This window comes from Glutamicibacter sp. MNS18 (assembly GCF_026107515.2).
GTDB lineage: Bacteria > Actinomycetota > Actinomycetes > Actinomycetales > Micrococcaceae > Glutamicibacter.
Genome location: NZ_JAPCHW010000012.1, coordinates 63945 through 84800, shown reverse-complemented (window position 1 = coordinate 84800; position 20856 = coordinate 63945). Strand labels below are relative to the sequence as shown.

The 20856-nt window shown below is 64.7% G+C and carries 16 protein-coding genes and 1 riboswitch; of the genes, 11 read left to right on the top strand and 5 right to left on the bottom strand.

From position 1 onward, the window contains the following. Positions 1-151: 151 nt before the first annotated feature. Positions 152-1750, top strand: coding sequence for a phosphoglucomutase (alpha-D-glucose-1,6-bisphosphate-dependent) (gene pgm / locus OK351_RS14475; RefSeq protein ID WP_265160297.1), 1599 nt, complete (start codon positions 152-154; stop codon positions 1748-1750). Between the two features lie 58 nt (positions 1751-1808). Here pgm and OK351_RS14470 read toward each other — a convergent pair whose 3' ends face one another. After that, positions 1809-3242, bottom strand: coding sequence for an aldehyde dehydrogenase family protein (locus tag OK351_RS14470; RefSeq protein WP_265160295.1), 1434 nt, complete (start codon positions 3240-3242; stop codon positions 1809-1811). 88 nt (positions 3243-3330) lie between these two features. Here OK351_RS14470 and OK351_RS14465 point away from each other — a divergent pair, with 88 nt between their 5' ends. The 6 genes from OK351_RS14465 to OK351_RS14440 all read left to right on the top strand — a co-directional run bounded on the left by OK351_RS14465 (position 3331) and on the right by OK351_RS14440 (position 9649). Beyond that, positions 3331-4935, top strand: a complete 1605-nt coding sequence (locus tag OK351_RS14465) for a hypothetical protein (RefSeq protein ID WP_265160293.1) — start codon at positions 3331-3333, stop codon at positions 4933-4935. Further along, positions 4932-5300 carry a GntR family transcriptional regulator gene (locus OK351_RS14460; protein WP_265160290.1) on the top strand — a complete coding sequence of 123 codons (369 nt, stop codon included), beginning with the start codon at positions 4932-4934 and terminating at the stop codon, positions 5298-5300. Before OK351_RS14465 ends, OK351_RS14460 begins: the two co-directional genes overlap by 4 nt. Positions 5301-5355: 55 nt before the next feature. Beyond that, positions 5356-5450, top strand: a riboswitch (TPP riboswitch). Further along, a complete protein-coding gene (thiM, locus tag OK351_RS14455; protein ID WP_265160288.1) occupies positions 5441-6226 on the top strand; it encodes a hydroxyethylthiazole kinase in 786 nt (261 codons plus the stop codon). Its footprint overlaps the riboswitch before it by 10 nt. A 14-nt stretch (positions 6227-6240) precedes the next feature. Continuing rightward, positions 6241-6882, top strand: coding sequence for a thiamine phosphate synthase (gene thiE, locus OK351_RS14450; protein WP_265160286.1), 642 nt, complete (start codon positions 6241-6243; stop codon positions 6880-6882). Beyond that, positions 6879-8321, top strand: a complete 1443-nt coding sequence (locus OK351_RS14445) for a bifunctional hydroxymethylpyrimidine kinase/phosphomethylpyrimidine kinase (protein ID WP_265160284.1) — start codon at positions 6879-6881, stop codon at positions 8319-8321. Before thiE ends, OK351_RS14445 begins: the two co-directional genes overlap by 4 nt. A 35-nt stretch (positions 8322-8356) precedes the next feature. Beyond that, positions 8357-9649 (top strand): uracil-xanthine permease family protein, encoded by a 1293-nt coding sequence (locus OK351_RS14440; protein WP_265160282.1) that lies wholly within the window; start codon positions 8357-8359, stop codon positions 9647-9649. A gap of 172 nt (positions 9650-9821) precedes the next feature. Here OK351_RS14440 and OK351_RS14435 read toward each other — a convergent pair whose 3' ends face one another. Further along, a complete protein-coding gene (locus tag OK351_RS14435; protein WP_265160280.1) occupies positions 9822-13019 on the bottom strand; it encodes a beta-phosphoglucomutase family hydrolase in 3198 nt (1065 codons plus the stop codon). An 89-nt stretch (positions 13020-13108) separates the two neighbouring features. On the opposite strand from OK351_RS14435, the gene OK351_RS14430 reads away from it, so the two are divergent. Beyond that, positions 13109-14086: a hypothetical protein gene (locus OK351_RS14430; protein ID WP_265160278.1), complete on the top strand. Its 978-nt coding sequence runs from the start codon at positions 13109-13111 to the stop codon at positions 14084-14086. 86 nt (positions 14087-14172) lie between these two features. Here the strand turns inward: OK351_RS14430 and OK351_RS14425 are convergent, their stop codons facing one another. The 3 genes from OK351_RS14425 to OK351_RS14415 form a co-directional block, all read right to left on the bottom strand. Beyond that, a complete protein-coding gene (locus OK351_RS14425) occupies positions 14173-14523 on the bottom strand; it encodes a hypothetical protein (protein WP_265160276.1) in 351 nt (116 codons plus the stop codon). Positions 14524-14887: 364 nt separating this feature from the next. Then, positions 14888-16192 carry an ABC transporter substrate-binding protein gene (locus OK351_RS14420; protein ID WP_265160274.1) on the bottom strand — a complete coding sequence of 435 codons (1305 nt, stop codon included), beginning with the start codon at positions 16190-16192 and terminating at the stop codon, positions 14888-14890. A 158-nt stretch (positions 16193-16350) separates the two neighbouring features. Continuing rightward, entirely contained in the window at positions 16351-17370 is a 1020-nt protein-coding gene (locus OK351_RS14415; protein WP_265160271.1) for a LacI family DNA-binding transcriptional regulator, read from the bottom strand. 143 nt (positions 17371-17513) lie between these two features. On the opposite strand from OK351_RS14415, the gene OK351_RS14410 reads away from it, so the two are divergent. From OK351_RS14410 to OK351_RS14400, 3 genes are read left to right on the top strand one after another with little or no spacing between them, the layout of a single operon-like run. Continuing rightward, positions 17514-18680 (top strand): Gfo/Idh/MocA family protein, encoded by a 1167-nt coding sequence (locus OK351_RS14410; RefSeq protein WP_265160269.1) that lies wholly within the window; start codon positions 17514-17516, stop codon positions 18678-18680. 20 nt (positions 18681-18700) lie between these two features. Next, positions 18701-19945, top strand: coding sequence for a dihydrodipicolinate synthase family protein (locus OK351_RS14405; protein WP_265160403.1), 1245 nt, complete (start codon positions 18701-18703; stop codon positions 19943-19945). Further along, a complete protein-coding gene (locus tag OK351_RS14400) occupies positions 19942-20850 on the top strand; it encodes a sugar phosphate isomerase/epimerase family protein (protein WP_265160267.1) in 909 nt (302 codons plus the stop codon). The genes OK351_RS14405 and OK351_RS14400 overlap by 4 nt, the downstream gene beginning before the upstream one ends. Positions 20851-20856: the final 6 nt, after the last annotated feature.

The following is a 20856-nucleotide window of genomic DNA, read 5'->3' as shown; positions in this document are numbered from 1 at the left end:
TCTACGAACCTTTCCTTGTTTCCCGGGCACGGGCGACGGGCGGAACCAGGTGATCGGGCTTAGCCCCGGCCCGTATCCTCGATATGATGCCTGTGGGAGCGAACGGTCTGTTCACCCCAGCACAGGTGATTCCCGACTTCGAAGGACGGTTATGGCACACGAACGCGCCGGACAACCAGCACAGGCAGAAGACCTCATTGACCTGCGGGCCGTGCTGGATGCGTACACGTCGATCGTGCCCGACCTCTCCGTGCCGGAACAACGCGTCGCCTTCGGCACCTCCGGGCACCGCGGCAGCTCGCTGAACGGCTCCTTCAATGAGGCCCATATTGCCGCCATCACCCAGGCGGTCGTCGATTACCGGCAATCCGCAGGGATCACCGGCCCCATGTTCGTGGGCAAGGACAGCCACGCGCTGAGTGAACCGGCCTACCGCACCGTCCTGGAGGTGCTGGCCGGCAACGGGATCCGTGTCCTCGCGGAGGACGGATTGACCCCGACCCCTGCCCTGAGCCACGCCATCCTGGTTCACAACGCCGGCGGCGGCGAGCAGGCAGATGGGTTGATCATCACCCCATCGCATAATCCTCCCGCGGATGGCGGGATCAAGTACAACCCTCCCCATGGTGGCCCGGCCGAATCCGAGATCACCGGCCCCATTGCCGCAAGGGCCAACGAGCTGATGGCCTCGGGGCGCATCAACCGGGGTACGGCGAATGCTACGCCCTTTGACTTCCGCGAACTGTACATCGCCGATCTGGCCCGGGTCATCGACTTCCCGGCGATTGCCGCTTCCGGGATTTCCATCGGAGCCGACCCCTTGGGTGGCGCGTCGGCCCGCTACTGGGGCGAGATCGGCCGGCGTTACGGGCTGAACCTGGTGGTGGTCAACGAAGAGGTGGATCCGCGCTTCGGGTTCATGACCCTGGACAAGGACGGCAAGATCCGCATGGACTGCTCCTCGGCCTATGCCATGGCCTCGTTGGTGGCCAACCGGGACAAGTACGACATCGCCACCGGCAATGACGCCGACGCGGACCGCCACGGCATCGTCACCCCGGATGCCGGACTGATGAACCCCAACCACTTCCTGGCGGTGGCCATCGACTACCTGCTCACGCACCGCCCGCAATGGCCTGCAGATGTGCAGATCGGCAAAACCCTGGTCTCCTCTTCGCTCATCGACCAGGTCGTGGCCTCCCATGACCGGGTACTGCGTGAGGTGCCGGTGGGCTTCAAGTACTTCGTCGAGCCCCTGGCTTCCGGCCGTGTCGCATTCTGCGGCGAGGAGTCGGCCGGGGCCTCGTTCCTGGATGTTTCCGGCCGAGTGTTCAGTACCGACAAGGACGGGATCATGCTGGCGTTGCTGGCCAGCGAGATCCGTGCGGTGACCGGAAAGTCACCGAGCCAGCTGCATGCGCAGCTGGTGGAACGCCACGGCGAGAGCTTCTACTCCCGGTTCGACGCTCCGGCCAACCTGGCACAGAAGAGCGTGCTGGCGAAACTGGATCCGTCCATGGTCCAAGCCGTGGAACTGGCAGGGGACCCCATCACCGCCAAGGCCACCGAAGCGAGCGGTTTCGCCATCGGCGGGTTGAAGGTTTCCAGTGACCGGGCATGGTTTGCCGCCCGCCCGTCGGGCACCGAGGACATCTACAAGATCTACGCCGAATCAAACGTCAGCGAAGCGCATCTGGAACAGGTCCTGGCCGAGGCACGGGTCATCGTCGACGCGGCGCTGGCCGGCTGACCGGTCCTGCGGCCGATTTCTTTAATTCTCCCGAGAGAATATATCCAGGTCAGAAGCGCTACATGAGTTTGTTGATGATCTTGCGTTTCGCCCAGGAATACGGCGGGTAGATCGCGTTCATCGTGTCGATCACGGTGGTCTTGCTCAGTTCGGGTCGCATCTGGGACAGCCGCTCGAATCCGAACCTCCCGTGGTAGGCCCCCATTCCACTGTCTCCGACCCCTCCGAATGGCAGCGAGGGAACGATCAGGTGGGTCATCGGGGCGTTGTGGACGATCGCTCCGGCCTGCACACGATCCGAGAAGATCGCCTGCAGGCGGGGGTTCTCGCTCATCAGGTAGGCGGCCAGGGGGGCCGGGCGCTGGGCGATGAAGTCCAGGGCCTCGTCGAAGCCCTTGACCTCGACAACCGGGAGGATCGGCCCGAAGATCTCCTCGGTCATCAACGGGCTGTCAAGATCCACATTGCGCATCACCGTGGGGGCAATCCGCAATGTCGCCGTATCCGTTTCGCCACCGACGACCACGTCCCCGTGCCCCATCAGCGCCGAGAGCCGGTCGAAATGTTGCTGCGAGACGATCCGGCCGTAGTCCGGATGCGCCATGGGTTCCCTGCCGTAGAAGCCGGTGATGGCCTTTTCCAGCCGATCAACCAGCGCATCGGTATCCCCCAGTGACAGGATGTAGTCCGGCGCCACGCAGGTCTGCCCGCTGTTCATGAACTTGGCATAGGCGATGCGCTTGGCCGTGGCCGGTAGGTGGTTGTCCACCACGGTGGGGCATTTGCCGCCTAGTTCCAGGGTGGTCGGGGTCAGATGCTCGGCCGCCGCGCGGGCAATGACCTTCGCGACCTTGGCCCCGCCGGTGAAGAAGATGTGGTCCCAGCGGTTGGCCAACAGTTCGGTGGAGGTGTCCACCCCGCCTTCGCATACCGCATACACCCGCGCATCCAGATACTGCGGAAGCAACCGCGCCAGCACACCCGAGGTGGCCGGAGCCAGTTCCGAGGGCTTGAGTACCGCGGCATTGCCGGCGGCAATGGCTGCCACCAGGGGCGCCAGGACCAGCTGCATCGGGTAGTTCCATGGTCCGATGATCAGCACGACTCCCACCGGCCGGGGCTCGATCCTGGCCAGGGCCGGCTGGAGGGCCACCGGGACCTTGACCGAGACGGGGTCCATCCATTCGGCAAGGTGGCGCTGGGCGTAGTCGATTTCGGCTCGCACGAAGTCGATTTCGCTGAATCTGGCTTCCGTGGCACTCTTGCCCAGGTCATCGGCGAGCGCCTGGACGAAGTCCGCCTCGCGCTCGATGAGCATCTTTTCCAGGGCCTTGAGCTGCTGCATCCTGAAGCGCCGCGGATGGGTGATCCGCGCGTTCACGGACTGGCGCAAATGGGCCAGGATATCGGCGATCCGCGCCGGATGCTCATCCATTGGCGGCGCGGTATCCCCTACGGGTTCGGGGAGTTGATGAGAGGTGAAGATGCCCATATTTCGAGGGTACGGCATCCCTCATTCAAAAGTACGATAACTTTTGTATCAATTGATTGGTACATTGATACAAACGTTAGGAGCACGCATGAACATGAACGGCCTCTCCGACCAGTTCGGCACCTTCGCCGTCACTGCGTTGCTGGTCTACCTGGTGTTGCGCGCCGTCGGTTCACGGCGTGAGGGACACCAGCTGGCGTTGGCGCGCCGGCATGCCTGGTGGTGTGCCGTGATCGCGTTTTTCGCCAGCAGTTCATCCAGCTGGTTCTCCACGTTCTATGAGATCCCCAATGAACCGTTTAATGAATACAGTCTCACTGCGGCATTGGGAACCGCGGCAACCCCGGCCGCATGGATCCTGTTCGTCTACGTCGCCGGCCAGTTCACCTGGCCGCGCAAACTCAAGCCCCAGCGCAGTGCCTCATTGCAGCCACGCACCGTCACGGGTCTGATCCCCAGGACCCTGCTGGCACTGCTGGTTGCGGCTTTTTCCGCGGCCGGCATCGCACTGTGGGCGGTGCGCGACGTCACCGGCCTGCCACCCCAGCGGGAACGCATCATCGAAGGCGAAGACTACTGGGCCCAGGTTCCGGACCAGCCTGGCATCCGGGCGGCCGCGGACAGCACGCCCATGGTCCTGGCCTGCCTGGGACTGCTGCTGATGGTCACGGTGATCGTCACGATCCTGGTGATCTACCGCAAGCCGCTGCCCGGGATTTCCGACCACGATAACCGCCTGCTGCGCAGGACCTGGCTCAACAGGCTGTATCGCACGGTCATTGTCGTGGTTGTCTCTACCGCCGGTGAGCTGCTGCACTACAAGGCGCGCTGGTTCAGTCGCATATCCGATGGCTTCATGACCGACACCGGCTACGACCGGGACAGCTCCGAATACTTCACATCCCTGGTCGGCACCTGGGACAGCGTGGCGAACTATGCGGTGACCGGTGTCGCCGTCCTGATGTTGTTCTGGCGGCCACCGGGCAATTTCAACGGCCTGCCGGCCGTACGTACCAACCCGGTCGCACGGTTGCGCGACCAGTTGTACTCGGTGAATTTCGTGACGACCGCCATCACTTTCATCCTGTTATCCGCGTTCTATGCCCGGGCGGCCTGGGTCGAGCAGACCCAGTCCTTCCCCACCCCGGAGCGCGGGGAGAAGATCATGCTGCTGCTGGCCCTGGCCGCCCTGTTCTATCTGGCCTCCAATGCGGCGGTCATGGCCTATGTCAGCTACAGGTCACGGGGTGTGGCCGCACTGCCACGCCACAGCGGACCGTTGCCGAAATGGTGCTACGCGGTGGCGATCGTGCTGGTGCTGGGCTCAGTGTACGTGACGCTGAATCCGCCCCTGGACTACCTGTGGGGCCTGGTGCCGGCCAGGCCACTGGTTCCCCTCGGACTGGTGCTGCTCCTGGTGCTTGGTTTCACCGGTTTGGCCTGCTTTGCCCGGAGGATGGTACTGCCGTGGGACGTATCGGCGGATATGGAAACCTGGTACCGCAAGGTCCTGGAGTTGCGTGCCCTGCGGGCAGTGACCGCCGCCGTCCTCGCCATGCCGCTGATCGGGTATCCGTTCCCGGACGGTGTCGGCGCCTTCGCACTTGTGGTGTTCTTCCTGCCCTCCGCGCTGTTCCTTGAACGTCCCGCGTTGCATGCCGCGTCCGCGGTTCCGGCAGGGCCGCGGCAATGAACAGCAATGTCACCGTGGATCTGCTCAGTGCGGTCCCGCCCTATGAGCAAATCCGTACCCAGATCGCCACGCTGATCCGGGTCGGGGAACTGGCCGACGGTTCACGGTTGCCCACCGTGAGGGCCCTGGCCATCGACCTGGGAGTGGCAGCCGGAACCGTGGCCCGCGCCTACAAGGAGTTGGAGTCCTCCGGGCTGGTGGTGTCCAGGCGTCGCGCCGGAACCATGGTGACCGCACCGCAATCCGCCACGGAACAGCACGGGGAGCTGGTACAGGCGGTGGACCAGTTACTGGTGCTCGCCCGGGCCGAGGCGGTCGACCTGCCAACCCTGATCACACTGCTCCAACGGCGCGCCGGCCGATAGGGTCACCTTCCCGGCCGGAGTTTGTCAACGCCCGGGCAATTGCGTACGCTCAATCAGAAGTGACACGGGGTGTCGGCGCCGCCGACTGAGATAAGACCCGTTGAACCTGAACTAGTTCAAACTAGCGGAGGGATGTCGCCATGACGCTGTCTGTCGTGATCGAATCCATGCGGGCCACCAGCCCCCTGGTGTTCTGCCTGACCAACCATGTGGTCACCAATTTCACCGCCAATGCCCTGTTGGCCGCCGGGGCCGCCCCCGCCATGACGAACCTGCCCGGTGAGGCCGGGCCCTTCGCCCGGGTGGCCTCGGCGGTGCTGGTGAATCTGGGAACCCCGAGCACCGAGCAATTCGCCGCCATGGACGAGGCCGTTGAGGCCGCATCCGGGGCCGGGACGCCGTGGGTGCTCGACCCCGTGGCAGTGGGCGCGCTGCCGGTGCGGACCGATTTCGCGCACCGTATCGTCACCCTTAAACCCACGCTGATCCGCGGCAACCCCTCGGAAATCCTGGCCCTGGCCGGGCGTGAATCCTCCGGGCGCGGTGTCGACTCCGCCGATACCGTGGAAGCGGCCATCGCCGCCGGGCGTGAGCTGGCTTCACATTTCGGATCCGTGGTGGCCATCTCGGGACGGGCCGACGCGATCATCAGCGCGGATCGCACCGTACTGGTGCAGACCAACGGCATCGAACTGACCAGGGTCACCGGTGGCGGGTGCGCCCTGGGCGCCTTCACGGCGGCGGCCATTGCCGTGTCCGGGGATGTCTTCACCGGGGCCGTGGCCGCCCACGCCTACTACGGCCGTGCCGCCGAACGCGCCGCCGCCACCAGCCTGGGTCCGGGCAGCTTCGCCGTGGAGTTCCTGGACGCCCTGGCACTGACCGATCCGGCCGAGGTGGACTCGGTCCACCTCGAAGAACTCTGATTCCAAGGACTAATATGCGAGAACATGGTGTTTATCTTGTCGCCAATACCGCCAGTTGCACCCCTCACTCCACCCTCGAGGTGATCCGCGCCGCCGTCGCCGGCGGCGTGCAGTGGGTCCAGCTGCGCGCCAAGGAGGAAACCGCCCGCGAGTTCCACGAACTGGTGCTGGCTGCCGCCCGGATCACCCAGGGCAAGGCCGAGCTGCTGGTCAATGACCGGGTGGACGTGTTCCTGGCCGCCCGGGCTGCCGGGGCCGCGGTCACCGGCGTGCACATCGGCCAGAAGGACCTGCCGGTGGACGTGGTCCGCGGGCTGATCGGGGGTGCCATCCTGGGGCTGAGCGCCTCCACCGATGAGCAGCTGCACGCCGCCAATACCCAGTCGGAACTCATCGACTACCTGGGTGTCGGTGCGATCCGGGCAACCCCCACCAAGAAGGACCATCCGACCCCGATCGGGCTCGACGGGTTCGCCCGCGCCAACAAGATCTCCCAGCTGCCCTGCGTGGCCATCGGCGCCCTGGAAGTCCAGGATGCCCCCTTCCTGCGCAGCACCGGTGCCGCGGGCATGGCCGTGGTGCGGGCGATCTGCGCGGCGACGGATCCGCAGGCCGCCAGCCGTGAGCTGGTCTCGGCCTGGGAGGCCGCCAAATGACGAAGAACATCCTCTCGATTGCCGGTTCGGATCCTTCCGGTGGGGCCGGCATCCAGGCCGACTTGAAGGCCATCGCCGCCACCGGCGGCTACGGCATGGCGGTCATCACCGCGCTAACCGCGCAAAACACGCGCGGTGTGGACGGGGTGCAATCCGTTGACCCGCAGTTCATCACCGCGCAGTTGCAGAGCATTGCCAATGACGTGCGTATTGATGCGGTCAAGATCGGAATGCTGGCCAATGCCGGGATCATCCGGGCTGTGGCCCTGTGGCTGGCGGAGCAGCCGGCCGGGTTGCCCGTGGTGTTGGACCCGGTCATGATCGCCACCAGCGGCGACCGGTTGCTCGATGATGCCGCCCAGCAGGCCATCGAGGCCCTGTTGGGCCAGGCGAGCGTCATCACCCCGAATATGGACGAGTTGGCCGTGCTGCTGGGCGAGAAACGTGCTGGCAGTTGGGACTCGGTCCTGGACCAGGCCTCCCGGCTGGCCGCACGCCATGATGTGCTGGTGGTGGCCAAGGGCGGGCACCTGGGCGGGGACACCTGCCCGGATGCGTTGGTCGGCCCCGACGGGGTGCTGGCCGATTACCCCGGCCTGCGCATCGAGACACCCAACACCCACGGCACCGGGTGCACCCTGTCCAGCGCGTTGGCCAGCTTCCATGCCCGCACCGGCGAATGGCCGCAGGCACTCAAGGCGGCCAAGGACTACCTGGCCCACGCGATCTGCGCCTCAGGCACGCTCGAGGTGGGCGGCGGCCATGGCCCGGTCAGCCACTTCGACGCCCTGTGGAACGCGCAGGGCATCCCGCCGGCCCACGACGCGATGGCCGGGTGGTGGGATGCCATCAAAACGATCCGCACCGGGATCGACGAACTGTCCTTCATCAGGCAGCTGGCCGACGGAACCCTGGACCGGGATGATTTCGGCTACTACATCAACCAGGATGCCCTGTATCTGCGCGGCTATGCTCAGGTCCTGGCCCGGGCCAGCATCATCGCCCCGGATGCCGCATCCCAGCGTTTCTGGGCCGCCGCGGCCTCGGCAACCTTCGAGGAGGAAATGGTGTTGCACCGCGAATACGCGGTGGACAGCACCGCACTGTCCAGCGACACCACCGCGAACTACGTGAACCATTTGGCTTCCTGCTCGGATGACTATGCCGAACTGATCGCCGCGATCCTGCCCTGCTACTGGATCTACCAGGATGTCGGTACCCGGCTGGCGGCAGCCAACCATCCCGGGCACCCCTACCGGGACTGGTTGGCCACCTACTCCTCCCCCGAATTCGACGCGGCCACCACCGCGGCGATCGGGATGGTGCGTGAGGCATACCGGACCGCCAGCGATGCAACCAGGTTGCGCATGTGGCGGGCCTTCGAATCCTCCTCCCGCCACGAACTGCTGTTTTTCGCGCAAAGTGCTGCCAGGGCATAAACTACTGGACGGCCCACAGTCACGGAGGACACGCAATGAAATGGTCGATCCACGGTAACGGCAAGACGATCACCCCCGGTGAGGTGGTGGCCCCCGAGGAGCGGCTGCACTGGCCGCAGACCATTTCCATTGGCGCCCAGCACATCCTGGCGATGTTCGGTGCCTCGATCCTGGTGCCGACCATCACCGGGTTCCCGGTGACTACCACGTTGCTCTTCACCGGAGTGGCCACCATCATCTTCCTGTTGATGACCCGCAACCAGGTGCCCAGCTATCTGGGCTCCTCCTTCGCGCTGATCGCCCCGGTGCTGGCAGCCACCGCCGCCCATGACATGTCCGCGGCCCTGGGCGGCATCGTGATGACCGGGGCGGCGTTGTTCCTGGTCGGGGCGATCGTGCAGAAGACCGGGACCGGGTGGATCCATGCGTTGATGCCACCGGTGGTCATGGGCACCATCGTGGCGCTGATCGGACTGAACCTGGCCAGTGCCACGCTGGAGCCGATGCAGCTGTTCCCGGCAACGACCTTCCTCACCGTGCTGGCCGTGGTCGTGGCCACCGTGGCGTTCAAGGGGCTGCTCGGCAGGCTGTCCATCCTGGTGGGCCTGGCGGCCGGCTACCTGATCGCGCTGGCCCAGGGGCAGGTGGATTTTGCCCCCGTCGCCGACGCCTCATGGCTGGGTTTGCCGGACTTCCACACCCCGACCTTCCAGTTCGATACCGCCCTGCTGTTCCTGCCGGCGGTCTTCGTGCTGATCGCCGAGAACATCGGGCATGTGCGTACCGTCGGGGTGATGACCGGACGCGACCTGTCGAAGTTCAACGGACGGGCCCTCATGGCAGATGGTGCCGCCAGCGTGCTGGCCGGCTTCGGCGGCGGGTCGGCCACCACCACCTACGCCGAGAACATCGGTGTGATGGCGGCCTCCCGGGTGTACTCCACCGCCGCCTACTGGGTGGCCGCGATCGTGGCGATGGCATTGGCGTTCATGCCGAAGTTCGGCGCACTGATCGGCACCATCCCGGCCGGGGTGATCGGCGGGCTGGGCATTGTGCTCTACGGCATGATCGGCATTGTCGGGGCCCGGCTGTGGATCGAACACAAGGTGGACTTCGGCAACCCGATCAACCTGATGACCGCGGGTACCGGGCTGATCATCGCGATCGCGGTTACCCAGGAGCTGAGCTTCGGCCAGTTCCAGCTCGGCGGCATCGCGCTGGGCACGTTGGCCACCCTGGTGGTCTTCCACGTGATGCGCACCGTGGCGAAACTGCGCGGTAACAACCTGGAGTCCGTCACCCACGGCAGCGAAGCCACCGGGGGCTGATCCGCCCCGGCCGCATGGCGAATTCCCTGGCACGCGGATTCCCGCGGGGCCGGGTGGCACGCTACTTAGGGTAGACCCACCCCTCCGCATTCACCCGCGCCTTCAGTGCCGTGCACGGGCAGAGCCCCTCGAGCCTGGGGCCGGCCCGGGGGCTGCCGTTGGACAGAACCGGTTAGAGCACCTGCGGGGGCTGCATCACGTCGGCGGAGTCCTCGCGGTGCAGGGCCACCACATGTTCCATAGTGGGCCGTCCCCCGCGATCCGCCCCGTGACCATCAAGCACGATCTCCACCGGCTCGCTGGCCGAAAGCGAGTAGTTTTGCCCGCGGACCTCGAAGTACAGGCTGCCACCGCCTTCCATGGTCAGGCGCATCGACTCCTGGTTCAGGCGCACGGTCACCATCGAGCCCTGCCAGGCCAGCCGGTAGGACAGCGACTGCCAGTTCGCCGGAAGCCGGGGATCGAAGCTGAGCACATCCCCGTCGTCGCGCAGCCCGCCGAAGCCGTAGACGATACTGGCCCATACACCTCCGGTGGAAGCCACATGCACCCCGTCGGCGGTGTTCTTGTGCGAATTGCGCAGATCCACGTGCAACGCCTCGTCGAAGTACTCGTAGGCCAGCTCACGGTAGCCCACCTCGGCGGCCACAATCGACTGCACCGCCGCCGACAACGAGGAATCCCCGGTGGTCAGCGGATCGTAGTAGTTGAAATCCGCGAGCTTCTCCTGGGCCGTGAAATCCCCCGAGCGCAGCCAGAGCGCGAGCACGGTGTCGGCCTGCTTGATCACCTGGAAACGGTAGATCACCAGCGGGTGGTAATGCAGCAGCAACGGCAGCTTCGCGGGATCGGTCGTGGACACATCCCAGATTTCCCGGTTCAGGAAGTGCTCATCCTGGGGGTGGATCCCCACCCTTTCGGAGAAGGGGATATGGAAGCAGTCAGCCGCCTTGCGCCAGTTCTCCGCCTCGTCCGGGGCCAGGCCCAGTTTCCGCGACAGATCCTCCAGGTACCGCGGGAACCTGTTGGCCAACAGGTCCACCATGTCGGCGGCGCAACGCAGGTTAAAGCGCGCCATGACATTCGTGTATACGTTGTCATTGACAATCGCGGTGTACTCATCAGGGCCGGTGACCCCATGGATATGGAAGGTCTGCTTCTCTCCACTGGTCCGCCAGAACCCCAGGGACAACCACATCCGCGCGGTGCCGATCAGGATTTCGGCTCCCCCCGAGCGCAGGAATTCCTCATCCCCGGTGGCCCTGATGTACCGGTTCAGCCCGTAGGCTATATCCGCGTTGATATGGTACTGCGCGGTACCCGCCGGGTAGTAGGCGCTGGCTTCCTCACCATTGATGGTCCGCCAAGGGAAGAGGATCCCGGCCTCGTTCATGGTCTGCGCCCGGCGCTCGGCCGCAGGCAGCATCGAGGCCCGGGCGCGCAGGGCGTTGCGCGCCCATTGCGGATTGGTATAGGTCAAGAACGGCAGCACGTAGATCTCGGTGTCCCAGAAATAATGCCCGGAGTACCCGTTGCCGCTGGTTCCCTTCGCGGAAATCCCGAGCCCGTCCGCCCGGGCCGAGGCCTGCGCCAGTTGGAAGATGTTCCAGCGGATCTTGCGTTGCAGGGACTTGTCATCGCTTTCCACCCGCACATCGCTCCGCCCCCAGAACTCGCCCATGAACCTGCGCTGGGCCCGGAAGTGGTCATCGGCCCCGCGCGGAACCAGGTGGCCCAGTGCGCGGTGTGAGCGTGCGAGCATTTCGCGGGCGCTGTGCCGGCGGGAGGAGTGGTAGACCACGAATTTACTCAGTCGCAGCCCCTCCCCCGGTTCCAGGCTGGCGCTGGCCACATGGTCGGCCCGTTCGGCGGTGACCTCGACACCGCTGGTGACCTCGGCCTGGGAGCCTCCGGTCACCGAAATCCGGTGCTCGACCACGGTGGCGACGCTCATTCCCGAGCCGCGTACGGTGTAGGCCAGACCCGTCCGGCCTTCCCGCTCGTGGTGTCCGGCCGGTTGCAGCGGGTTGCGGCCCGAGGATTCGGATTTGCGCGGATCCTCGATCGGAACGGCCCCGGAATCCAGGTCCGCCGGGGTGGGGACCGGGGACGAGGTGGCAATGCCGATAACCGAGGACTGCACCACCACATGACCCGGCGCATCGAGCAGGCGGACGTTCAAATCCTGGACCGCCAGGTGCCGGTCCGTGAAGGAGACCATCGAGCGGCTGGTCACCGCGACCCGGTGGCCTTCGGCGGTCCGCCACAGCGTGTTGGCCACCAGTGTCCCGTCACGGAAGTCCAGACGCAGGTCATCGCGCACCATTTCGGTTCGCCCGACTTCCAGCGCCTCGTCGTTGATGTACACGCGCAGGGTGCGGAAGTCAGGGGCGGCGATCATGGTCTGTCCGGTGGAGGCCAGACCATAGGCGTTTTCGGCGTAGCGGATCTCCCAGGTTTCGTGTAACCCGTTGATGAAGCTTCCGCCCACCTGGTCGCCGACACCGATCATCGGGGCCTTGGCACCGAGGAAGCCGTTGCCCAGGGAGAACACGGTGTCCTGGGCGCCATTGCCGTCACGGGCCTCGTCGCGGGTAATCGACCACGGGTCGAAGTTCAGCGCATCCTCGGAGTCATCGGTCATCACCTCGGACAGGTCGGTGACCACAAAATGGGCCCCGGCCTCCGACAGCGCGGCCGCGTTGTCCTCCCGGGCCACGCCGATCACCCGGAATCCACCGGCCACCGCGGCCTGCACCCCGGAGACCGCGTCCTCGATGACCACGCATTCCTCGGGCCGCCATCCCAGGTCCGTGGCCGCGGCCAGGAAGGTATCGGGCGCCGGTTTGCCAGGCAATCCACGCAAGGTGGCCTCGGTACCGGAGACCACGGTGGAGAAGAATTCGGCGATTTCCGCGGCATTCAGGACGGTGCGGGCGTTGCGGGAGGAGGACACCACCGCCACATCCAGCCCGGCATCCAGTACCTGGTGCAGGAAATCCAGGGACCCCTGGTACGGGGCGATGCCCTCGCGTTCGAGGATATCGATGAACACATCGTTTTTCAGGTTGCCCAGGGCGCAGACGGTTTCGAATCCCGGCAGGTCGCGCCCGGTGCCGTGCGGCAGACTGATGCCCCGGGAATCCAGGACCGCCTGGACCCCGTCATACCGGGGACGCCCGTCGACCAGTTCGAAGTAGTCCTCGGTGGTATACGGCTCGCTCTCCGGGTGCACGGCCGAGAGGAAACTGTCGAACAGTTCCTGCCAGGCGTGTCGGTGTACCAGTGCGGTCGGGGTCAACACCCCGTCCAGGTCAAAGAGCACTGCCTTGAAGTCGCGGTGTCGGTATGCAGGTCGGGGTGTGTTCACAATCGAAATCCTTCGATGGAGGACAAAACAGGCCGTAGCCCCACGGTAGCAACAACCACGGTTTGCGACGACATACTACGATGGGAAACGTGGCTCATTGGATAGACGTGTGGAACAGCAAGGAATGGCGTGAGGACACCGCCGCCTGGATTGATGCCGCCTGCGAGGCCTACGGCATCCACCGCGAAGGGGAGATCGAATTCTGGCCTGCCGCCTTGCAGCAGATCAGTGCCCTGGTGCATACCGACGCAGCCGATCTGGTCTTCACCGCGAATGCACCGGGGCTAAGTGCCGAACCGTCCATCACGGTGGTGGCCGGTGAACTGGTACCCGAACGGGTGGTGATGCCGCTGGCTATCGACCGCAACGCCGGCTACATGCTCAGCCCGGACTTCGGGCACACCATGGATGCCCTGGAAACCACCGTGGAGAACTGGGAATTCGCCTTGCGGTCGCTGGCTTCCCTGCAGGTTGCCCTGATGGGACAAGAGGAGGCGTTCTTCGATGCCGGAATGCCGGTGATCGATCCGCAGTTCCTACCTGACCAGTTCGACCAGGCACTGATGTTGCACGTCTCGTTGGATGACGGGCATCCATTGGGAATTACCGGCACCCAGGCCGATGAGTTGTTTTCCGGGACCCACGCCCTGCGCGAGGCCTGCGAGCTGCTCCACGCCTCACCGGTCCCGTTGAGCATCGAGCATGGAGCCTTCGGTCTGGACCAGGTGGTCATCCCGGCGGAACCGGGAACCCCGGGACGCATCCTCGGGCTGGGAGCCGCCCATTGGGCCCACCCGCTTTCCTCCCTGGCCCAGCCATTGGGGGAAATGTGCGAACTGTGGAACTGCGACATCGATGACGAACGGATCATGCGGGCCCTGTTCGCGTACCTGGAGGAGTTCTCCGACTACGGAACCCCCGATGAGCTCTACCCGCTGATTGCTCCGGCATGCCTGGTAGCCCCGCTGGCCCAACACGAGTCCTGGCTACGGCTGCTGGTTGACGCCGACACCTCGGAAATCGAGCACTTTGCCCCGCAAATCCTGCAAACACTGAAAATCGGCTAACCGCAAACCACAATGGATGCCGGGACTTCCCCGCTGAGCGAAGAGGTCCCGGCATCCATTGTGACCCTCGGCGGACCGGTGCGGTTCTAGGCGATGGTGCCCCTCGTGTCATAGGACATCCGCGCCTCGTAATAGCCCACGTATCCCGGCTTCTTGACCCACTTGCAGTTCTGCGTCACCCAGACCTTGTAGTATTTGCGCTTCAGCCTCTTCAAGTCGTGATTGAGAATGATCGAGCAGCCCGAGGCCTTTTTCTGGCGCACCAGGTGGCTGCGCACGGTCGATGTTGCCGCCTCGGAGACCGGCGGGGCGCCCGCGGTGGCCAGTACCATTGCCTGGCTGGCTGAGGCCGGTGCGGCCACACCGAATAGCGAACCGGTCAGCAACAGGGCACCGGCAGCGCTTCCCGCCAGAACGGAGTGCAGGTTCCGTGACATGTCTTTTCCTCCTAATGGTGGATTAAATACTTTCGAGCACCACCCTAGCAACAGTGCTTACTCACGCGTCAAGGAAAAGATGGATATTAACTAAATTTGATCTGTAGGTTTTTTCGCTTATTTCTGGAATATCTCGCGGAAAGCACTGATCAGGACTCCCGGCAGCCGCACCCTTCGCAGATGGCTCACCGCGCAGATTTCGCCGCGTAAACTTCGCCGTGACCCGGACCGATACGGCGATACGAATGGTTTCGCTTCGGTTGGAGATGGCGGAATGGACGAACCGGCCTCGGCTTCACAAGACTGAAGCCGAGGCCGGTTCTAACCCGTATCACACTCGTTATAGAGAATTTTCGTGCCTGCTCTAGCTGATGGCCGCCTCCATTTCCGCAATGGCCTTCTGGGCCGCCTCATCCGGGGTCTGGCGCTTGAAGAACACTTCAAGTTCGTAGCGGTAGGCGATATCCTGGATGGCGCTGAATCCCATTGGCGGGATCGGCTCGGCACCACTGAGATCCTCTTCCAGTTCGGTCACGAACCGGGCCGACAGCGCTTCAAGGTCATCGAGTTCGGCGACCACCAGTTCACGCACCTCGGTATTGGCAGGCAAACCGCGATCCATCTGGTTGAGCTGTCCGGCAGTCTCCGAATTGACCATGTAGTCGATGAACTTCTGGGTCTCTTCGGGGTGCTTGGTCCGCGCGGACGCCGACATCAGCATCGAGGACTTGTACCAGAGTCCGGAGTCCTTGGGGTTTCCGGTATGGGTGGGCAAACGCAGGGGAACCAGATCCACACCCGAGGCAGCCGACAGGGCACCGAGCTGGTTGCTCCACCACATGCCGAACGCTGCTGTTCCCGTACCGGTCATGGAACGGTCGGGGCCCGAGTTCTGGTCCTCGGCCAGCCCCGAAGCCCCGGGGTAGGAACCGTTCTCCATCAGGTCCAGGTGGTGTTGGAAGTACCCGCTCAAATCGCTGGCCTCGAAGCCCAGGACCCCTTCATCGGTGGTCAGGTGCTTGCCGCCCTGGCGCAGCCAGCTCTGCAGGCCGGCAGGCTCATTCGGTGCGGCCGCCCCGTACTTGCCATCGACCTCTGCGGAGATCTTCTCGGTGATCTCACGGTAGTCATCCCAGGTCCAGGTGCGGTCATCCGGCATCTCTATACCCGCTTCGGCCAGGATCTCCGGGTTGGTCGTCAGGGTGAAGGAGTTGATTCCGGTGGTAATACCGAATACGCCATCCTCGGTCCGGCCGTTTTCCACTGCCACGTCTTCGAACTTGGAGGTGTCGACATCCGACAGATCCAGCAGCGCGCCGCGGTCCGCGTATTCACGCAGGTATTTATCGTCCATCTGGATGACATCGGGGGCGTCATTGGAGGCCACCTGGGTGGCCAGCTTGTCCCAGTAGCCGCTCCAGTCACCGTATTCACCCTGGATCTTGATTCCCGGGTTTTCCTCTTCAAAGGCCTTGATGATCTCGTTGGTGGTGGTGGCGCGGGCATCGGAACCCCACCAGGAGAAGCGCAGGACAACGTCCCCATCTTCACCCGAGGCATTCGAGCCGCCTCCGCAAGCGGTGAGGGCCATGGCGGCCACGGCTGTCACCGCGATGAGCCTACTGAGTTTTGTTCCGTGACGGCCACGGCGCGAGTTTGAGCTGGACAATGGATTCTCCTTGATAGTCATGGCCATCGGCTTGGTCTGACAGTCGGCCAGGCTGGAAAGCGCTTCCCCAATAATCTAAATGTGATGGTACTCACGCGTCAAGGGGTTTGCTGCGAAAGGTCAATCCCACAATTGGATCGACCGTTGCCCAAAAGGTATCACTGCCGGTGAAGCACTTCGGTGCTCTGCCGGATCACCGGCACACCTTCGATCACCATGCGCTTGGGCTCGCCGCCGGCAAGCACCATTTCACCGGCAAGTCTCCCGATCTCCTCCAGTGGCAGGCGGACCGTGGTCAACGAGGGCACCACGTCGGCCAGCGTGGGGATGTCATCGAAGCCCGCGATGGCCACATCCCGCGGGACATGCACGCCGCGTTCACGCAGTGCCACCAGTGCACCGAGCGCCATCACGTCGCTGACGCACACCACACAGACCTGGCCATCTTCCAGCCCCAGCTCCCCGCTGGCGAGCAAATCGGACATCGCCAGATAGCCCCCCTCCCGGGTGAACGCGCCCTCCTTGACCAGCAGCGGGGTGATTCCGGACTTTTCGAGTTTCGAGATGAACCCCTCGGCGCGGTGTTTGGCCGTCACCAGCTGCTGGTTTCCGGCCAGCACCACGAACCGCCGGTGTCCCAGCCTGAGCAGTTCGGCGGCCAGCAGGCCGGCCGATCCATAGTTGTCGATCTGGATTCCCCCGGCCACCGAGAGGGGCTGGCCCACCATGGCGACCGCACCGCCATTGGACTGGTAGTTCTCCAGCGCCGCGGCCATTTCCTCATCCCCGCTCACCGGGCGCGAACCGGCCAGGATGACCGCCCCGGTGCGGTGCGACATGAAGGAGCGCAGGGCGGACAATTCCAGCTTGGTGTCGGAGCCGGTACTGGAGAGCAGCAGCTGCACCCCGGTATCACCCAATCCGCGCTGCACGCCCTTGGCAATGGACGAGAAGTAGGGGTCGGCGATGTCATGGACCAGCAGACCGATCAGCTGCGTGGAACTGCGGGCAAGCGCTTGCGCCTGGGCATTGGGAAAGTACCCCAGTTTCGTGGCCGCGGCGCGCACCCGTTCGGCAATTCCCTCGGCCGGCTTGCGCGCCGAGCCATTGAGGACACGGGAGGCCGTTGCCAGGGAAACCCCGGCTTCACTGGCCACATCCGTCAATCTGACTGCCATTTCGACTCCTATGCAACGCCTTACCATGGTCTGCCAATGGGGACAAGCATATCTTGGCATATGCCGCCTGTTGACACCTCCGAATGCTATCACTATCGTGGAAAGCGCATTCCAACCATGTTTCCCTTACACGAGGAGTTCCCATGACCGAGACTCGCGTCTTGCGTATCGCCATGAACGGCATCACCGGCCGGATGGGTTACCGCCAGCACCTGATGCGTTCGATTCTTCCCATTCGCGACCAAGGCGGGATCACCCTGGAGGACGGCACCAAGGTGAACGTCGAACCGGTGCTCGTGGGGCGCAATGAGTCCAAGCTCAAGGAACTGGCGGCCCTGCATAATGTGGAGCACTACACCACCGATCTGGAAGGGATCATCCACGATCCCTCGATCGACATCGTCTTCGACGCCTCGATGACCAGCATGCGCTACGCCACCTTGTCCAAGGCCATTGCCGCCGGCAAGCACGTCTTCACCGAGAAGCCCACCGCCGAGACCCTGGAGGAAGCGGTTGACCTGGCCCGCCAGGCCCGGGATCGGAAGATCACCGCAGGTGTCGTGCACGACAAGCTCTACCTGCCCGGGCTGGTCAAGTTGCGCCGGCTGGTGGACGAGGGATTCTTCGGCCGGATCCTGTCGATCCGCGGCGAATTCGGCTACTGGGTCTTCGAAGGAGAAATCCAGGAAGCCCAGCGTCCGTCCTGGAACTACCGGCTGGCCGATGGCGGGTCGATGACCACCGACATGTACTGCCACTGGAACTACGTCCTGGAAGGCATCATCGGCAAGGTGAAGTCGGTGAATTCCAAGACCATGACCCATATCCCGACCCGCTGGGACGAGCAGGGCCAGGCGTACGAGGCCACCGCGGACGATGCCGCCTACGGCATCTTCGAACTGGAAACCCCCGAAGGCCACGATGTGGTTGGCCAGATCAACTCCTCCTGGGCGGTCCGCGTCTACCGTGACGAACTGGTCGAATTCCAGGTCGACGGCACCCTGGGCTCGGCGGTGGCCGGGCTGAACAAGTGCGTTGCCCAGCAGCGCGCCCATACCCCCAAGCCGGTCTGGAACCCGGACCTGCCGGTCACCGAGTCCTTCCGTGACCAGTGGCTGGAAGTCCCGGCCAACGCGCAGCTGGATAACGGCTTCAAGCTGCAGTGGGAGGAATTCCTCGCCGACGTGGTAGCCGGACGCGAACACCGCTTCGGTTTGCTCTCCGCCGCCCGCGGGGTGCAGCTGGCCGAGCTGGGCCTGAAATCCGCCGCCGAACGACGCACCATCGATATCCCGGAGATCACGCTATGACCACCCCGAATGACGGTACCCTGCCGGTCATCGTCCTGCCGCACCCCGACGGCGGGAGCTACGACTACCAGTTGCGCGGGCCCGGGAACTTCAGCCGCCCCAGCGAACCGATCACCTCGCGCAAGGTCTACGCCGCGGCCCATGTGGTTCCGGTAATGACGGCCGATAACACCCCGGGCGCCCCGGCAGCCCTGGACTGGGACGCCACCTTGGCCTACCGCCACGAGCTGTGGTCCTACGGGTTGGGAGTGGCCGATGCCATGGATACCGCCCAACGCGGCATGGGGTTGGACTACGAGGCCACCAAGGAACTGATCCGCCGCTCGGCCGCCGAAGCGGCCACGGTCATTGCCCAGGATCGCTACCCGGCGCTGCGCGGCCGCTCCGTCCGGGACCTGATCTCCTGCGGGGTCGGAACCGACCAGCTGGATCCGGCAGTGATCGAGCGTGGACCCGAAGGCCTGGAGAAGGTCACCGCCGCCTACCTGGAAATGCTCCAGGTTGTTGAACAGTCCGGGGCCAAGGTCATCATCATGTGTTCGCGGGCCATGGTGCGTGCGGCATCCGGCCCGCAGGACTACCTGGACGTGTACGGCAGGCTGCTTGCCGAGGCCAGTGAACCGGTGATCCTGCATTGGCTGGGCGACATGTTCGACCCTGCCTTGGCCGGATACTGGGGAAACCGGGATGTCGAGGCGGCCACCGCCACCTTCCTGGAACTGATCAATTCCAACCCCGGCAAGGTCGACGGGGTGAAGGTCTCGCTACTGGATGCGGCCCACGAGACCGCGCTGCGGACCGCACTGCCGGCCGGGGTGCGCCTGTATACCGGGGACGACTTCAATTACCCGGAACTGATCCATGGCGACGGGACCCTGCACTCGGACGCCCTGTTGGGTATTTTCGCGGCCATCTACCCGGCGGCCTCCACGGCCCTGCAGGCCTTTGATGCCGGCCAGGCCGAGCACGGACGCCGGATCCTGGAAGACACCCAGGAACTGGGACGCCACATCTTCTCGGCACCGACCTTCTACTACAAGACCGGAATCGCGTTCCTGTCCTGGCTCAATGGGCACCAAACCGGGTTCCAGCTGGTAGGCGGGCTGCACGCCGGACGTTCCATCGGCCATCTGGTACGCACCTTTGTCCTGGCCGACCAGGCCGGTCTGCTGCTGCAGCCCGAATTGGCCGCCGAGCGCATGCGGAACCTGCTGCGCGTCAACGGCTTGGACGCCGATATCCCATCCCTGACAGGAGTCTCATGAGCTTCGAACTTTCGCTGAATACCGGCACCACCACCACGCTGGACCTGCGCCAGGCCGCCCAGGCCGCGGCCGAAGGCGGGCTGGCGCATATCGGTCCCTGGCGCCACCTGATCGAGCAAGCCGGCGGGGCGGAGGCCTCGGCACGGATCATCGCCGAAGCCGGGCTGAGCGCCACCACGCTCTGCCGCGGCGGTTTCCTGACCGCGGCGGAAGCCGAAGCCCGGACCGCGGCCCTGGAGTCCAACAGGGCTGCTATCCGCGAGGCGGCGATCATCGGTGCCAACGAGCTGATCATGGTGGTCGGCGGGTTGCCGGCGGCCGCCCATGTGCTTGGCGGCACCGGCGAGCGCCATGACAAGGACATCGCCGCGGCCCGCTCCCGGGTGGCCCGCGGCCTGGATGAGCTGGTCCCCTACGCCAGGGAACACGGGGTGCGGCTGGTGCTGGAGCCCCTGCACCCGATGTACGCGGCGGACCGGGCGGTGCTCTCCACCCTGGGTCAGGCACTGGATTTGGCCGCACCCTACCCGGCGGCCACCGTCGGGGTCGTGGTGGATACCTTCCACGTGTGGTGGGACCCGCAGCTGCAGCAGCAGATCCGGCGTGCCGGGGTCGAAGGCCGTCTGGCCAGCTACCAGGTCTGCGATTTCAACCTTCCCATCGCCTCCGATGCCCTGAAGTCCCGCGGCATGATGGGCGACGGTTATGTGGATTTCGCCAGCATTTCCCAGTGGGTGGCCCAGGCCGGTTACCGGGGTGCGGTGGAGGTCGAGATCTTCAACGAGGAAATCAATGCGCAGGATGCCGGACTGACCATCTCCACCATGTCCCGGCGCTATGCTGAACTGGTCCTGCCCCACCTGCACAGCGCTGCCGGTTTGATCACCGAGCACAGCGCCTCCTAGCCAACT

Bases quoted from the DNA above. Each gene is read 5' to 3' on its own strand.
- pgm (WP_265160297.1), top strand. From the start codon at position 152: ATGGCACACGAACGCGCCGGACAACCAGCACAGGCAGAAGACCTCATT.
- OK351_RS14470 (WP_265160295.1), bottom strand. From the start codon at position 3,242: ATGGGCATCTTCACCTCTCATCAACTCCCCGAACCCGTAGGGGATACC.
- OK351_RS14465 (WP_265160293.1), top strand. From the start codon at position 3,331: ATGAACATGAACGGCCTCTCCGACCAGTTCGGCACCTTCGCCGTCACT.
- OK351_RS14460 (WP_265160290.1), top strand. From the start codon at position 4,932: ATGAACAGCAATGTCACCGTGGATCTGCTCAGTGCGGTCCCGCCCTAT.
- thiM (WP_265160288.1), top strand. From the start codon at position 5,441: ATGACGCTGTCTGTCGTGATCGAATCCATGCGGGCCACCAGCCCCCTG.
- thiE (WP_265160286.1), top strand. From the start codon at position 6,241: ATGCGAGAACATGGTGTTTATCTTGTCGCCAATACCGCCAGTTGCACC.
- OK351_RS14445 (WP_265160284.1), top strand. From the start codon at position 6,879: ATGACGAAGAACATCCTCTCGATTGCCGGTTCGGATCCTTCCGGTGGG.
- OK351_RS14440 (WP_265160282.1), top strand. From the start codon at position 8,357: ATGAAATGGTCGATCCACGGTAACGGCAAGACGATCACCCCCGGTGAG.
- OK351_RS14425 (WP_265160276.1), bottom strand. From the start codon at position 14,523: ATGTCACGGAACCTGCACTCCGTTCTGGCGGGAAGCGCTGCCGGTGCC.
- OK351_RS14415 (WP_265160271.1), bottom strand. From the start codon at position 17,370: ATGGCAGTCAGATTGACGGATGTGGCCAGTGAAGCCGGGGTTTCCCTG.
- OK351_RS14410 (WP_265160269.1), top strand. From the start codon at position 17,514: ATGACCGAGACTCGCGTCTTGCGTATCGCCATGAACGGCATCACCGGC.
- OK351_RS14400 (WP_265160267.1), top strand. From the start codon at position 19,942: ATGAGCTTCGAACTTTCGCTGAATACCGGCACCACCACCACGCTGGAC.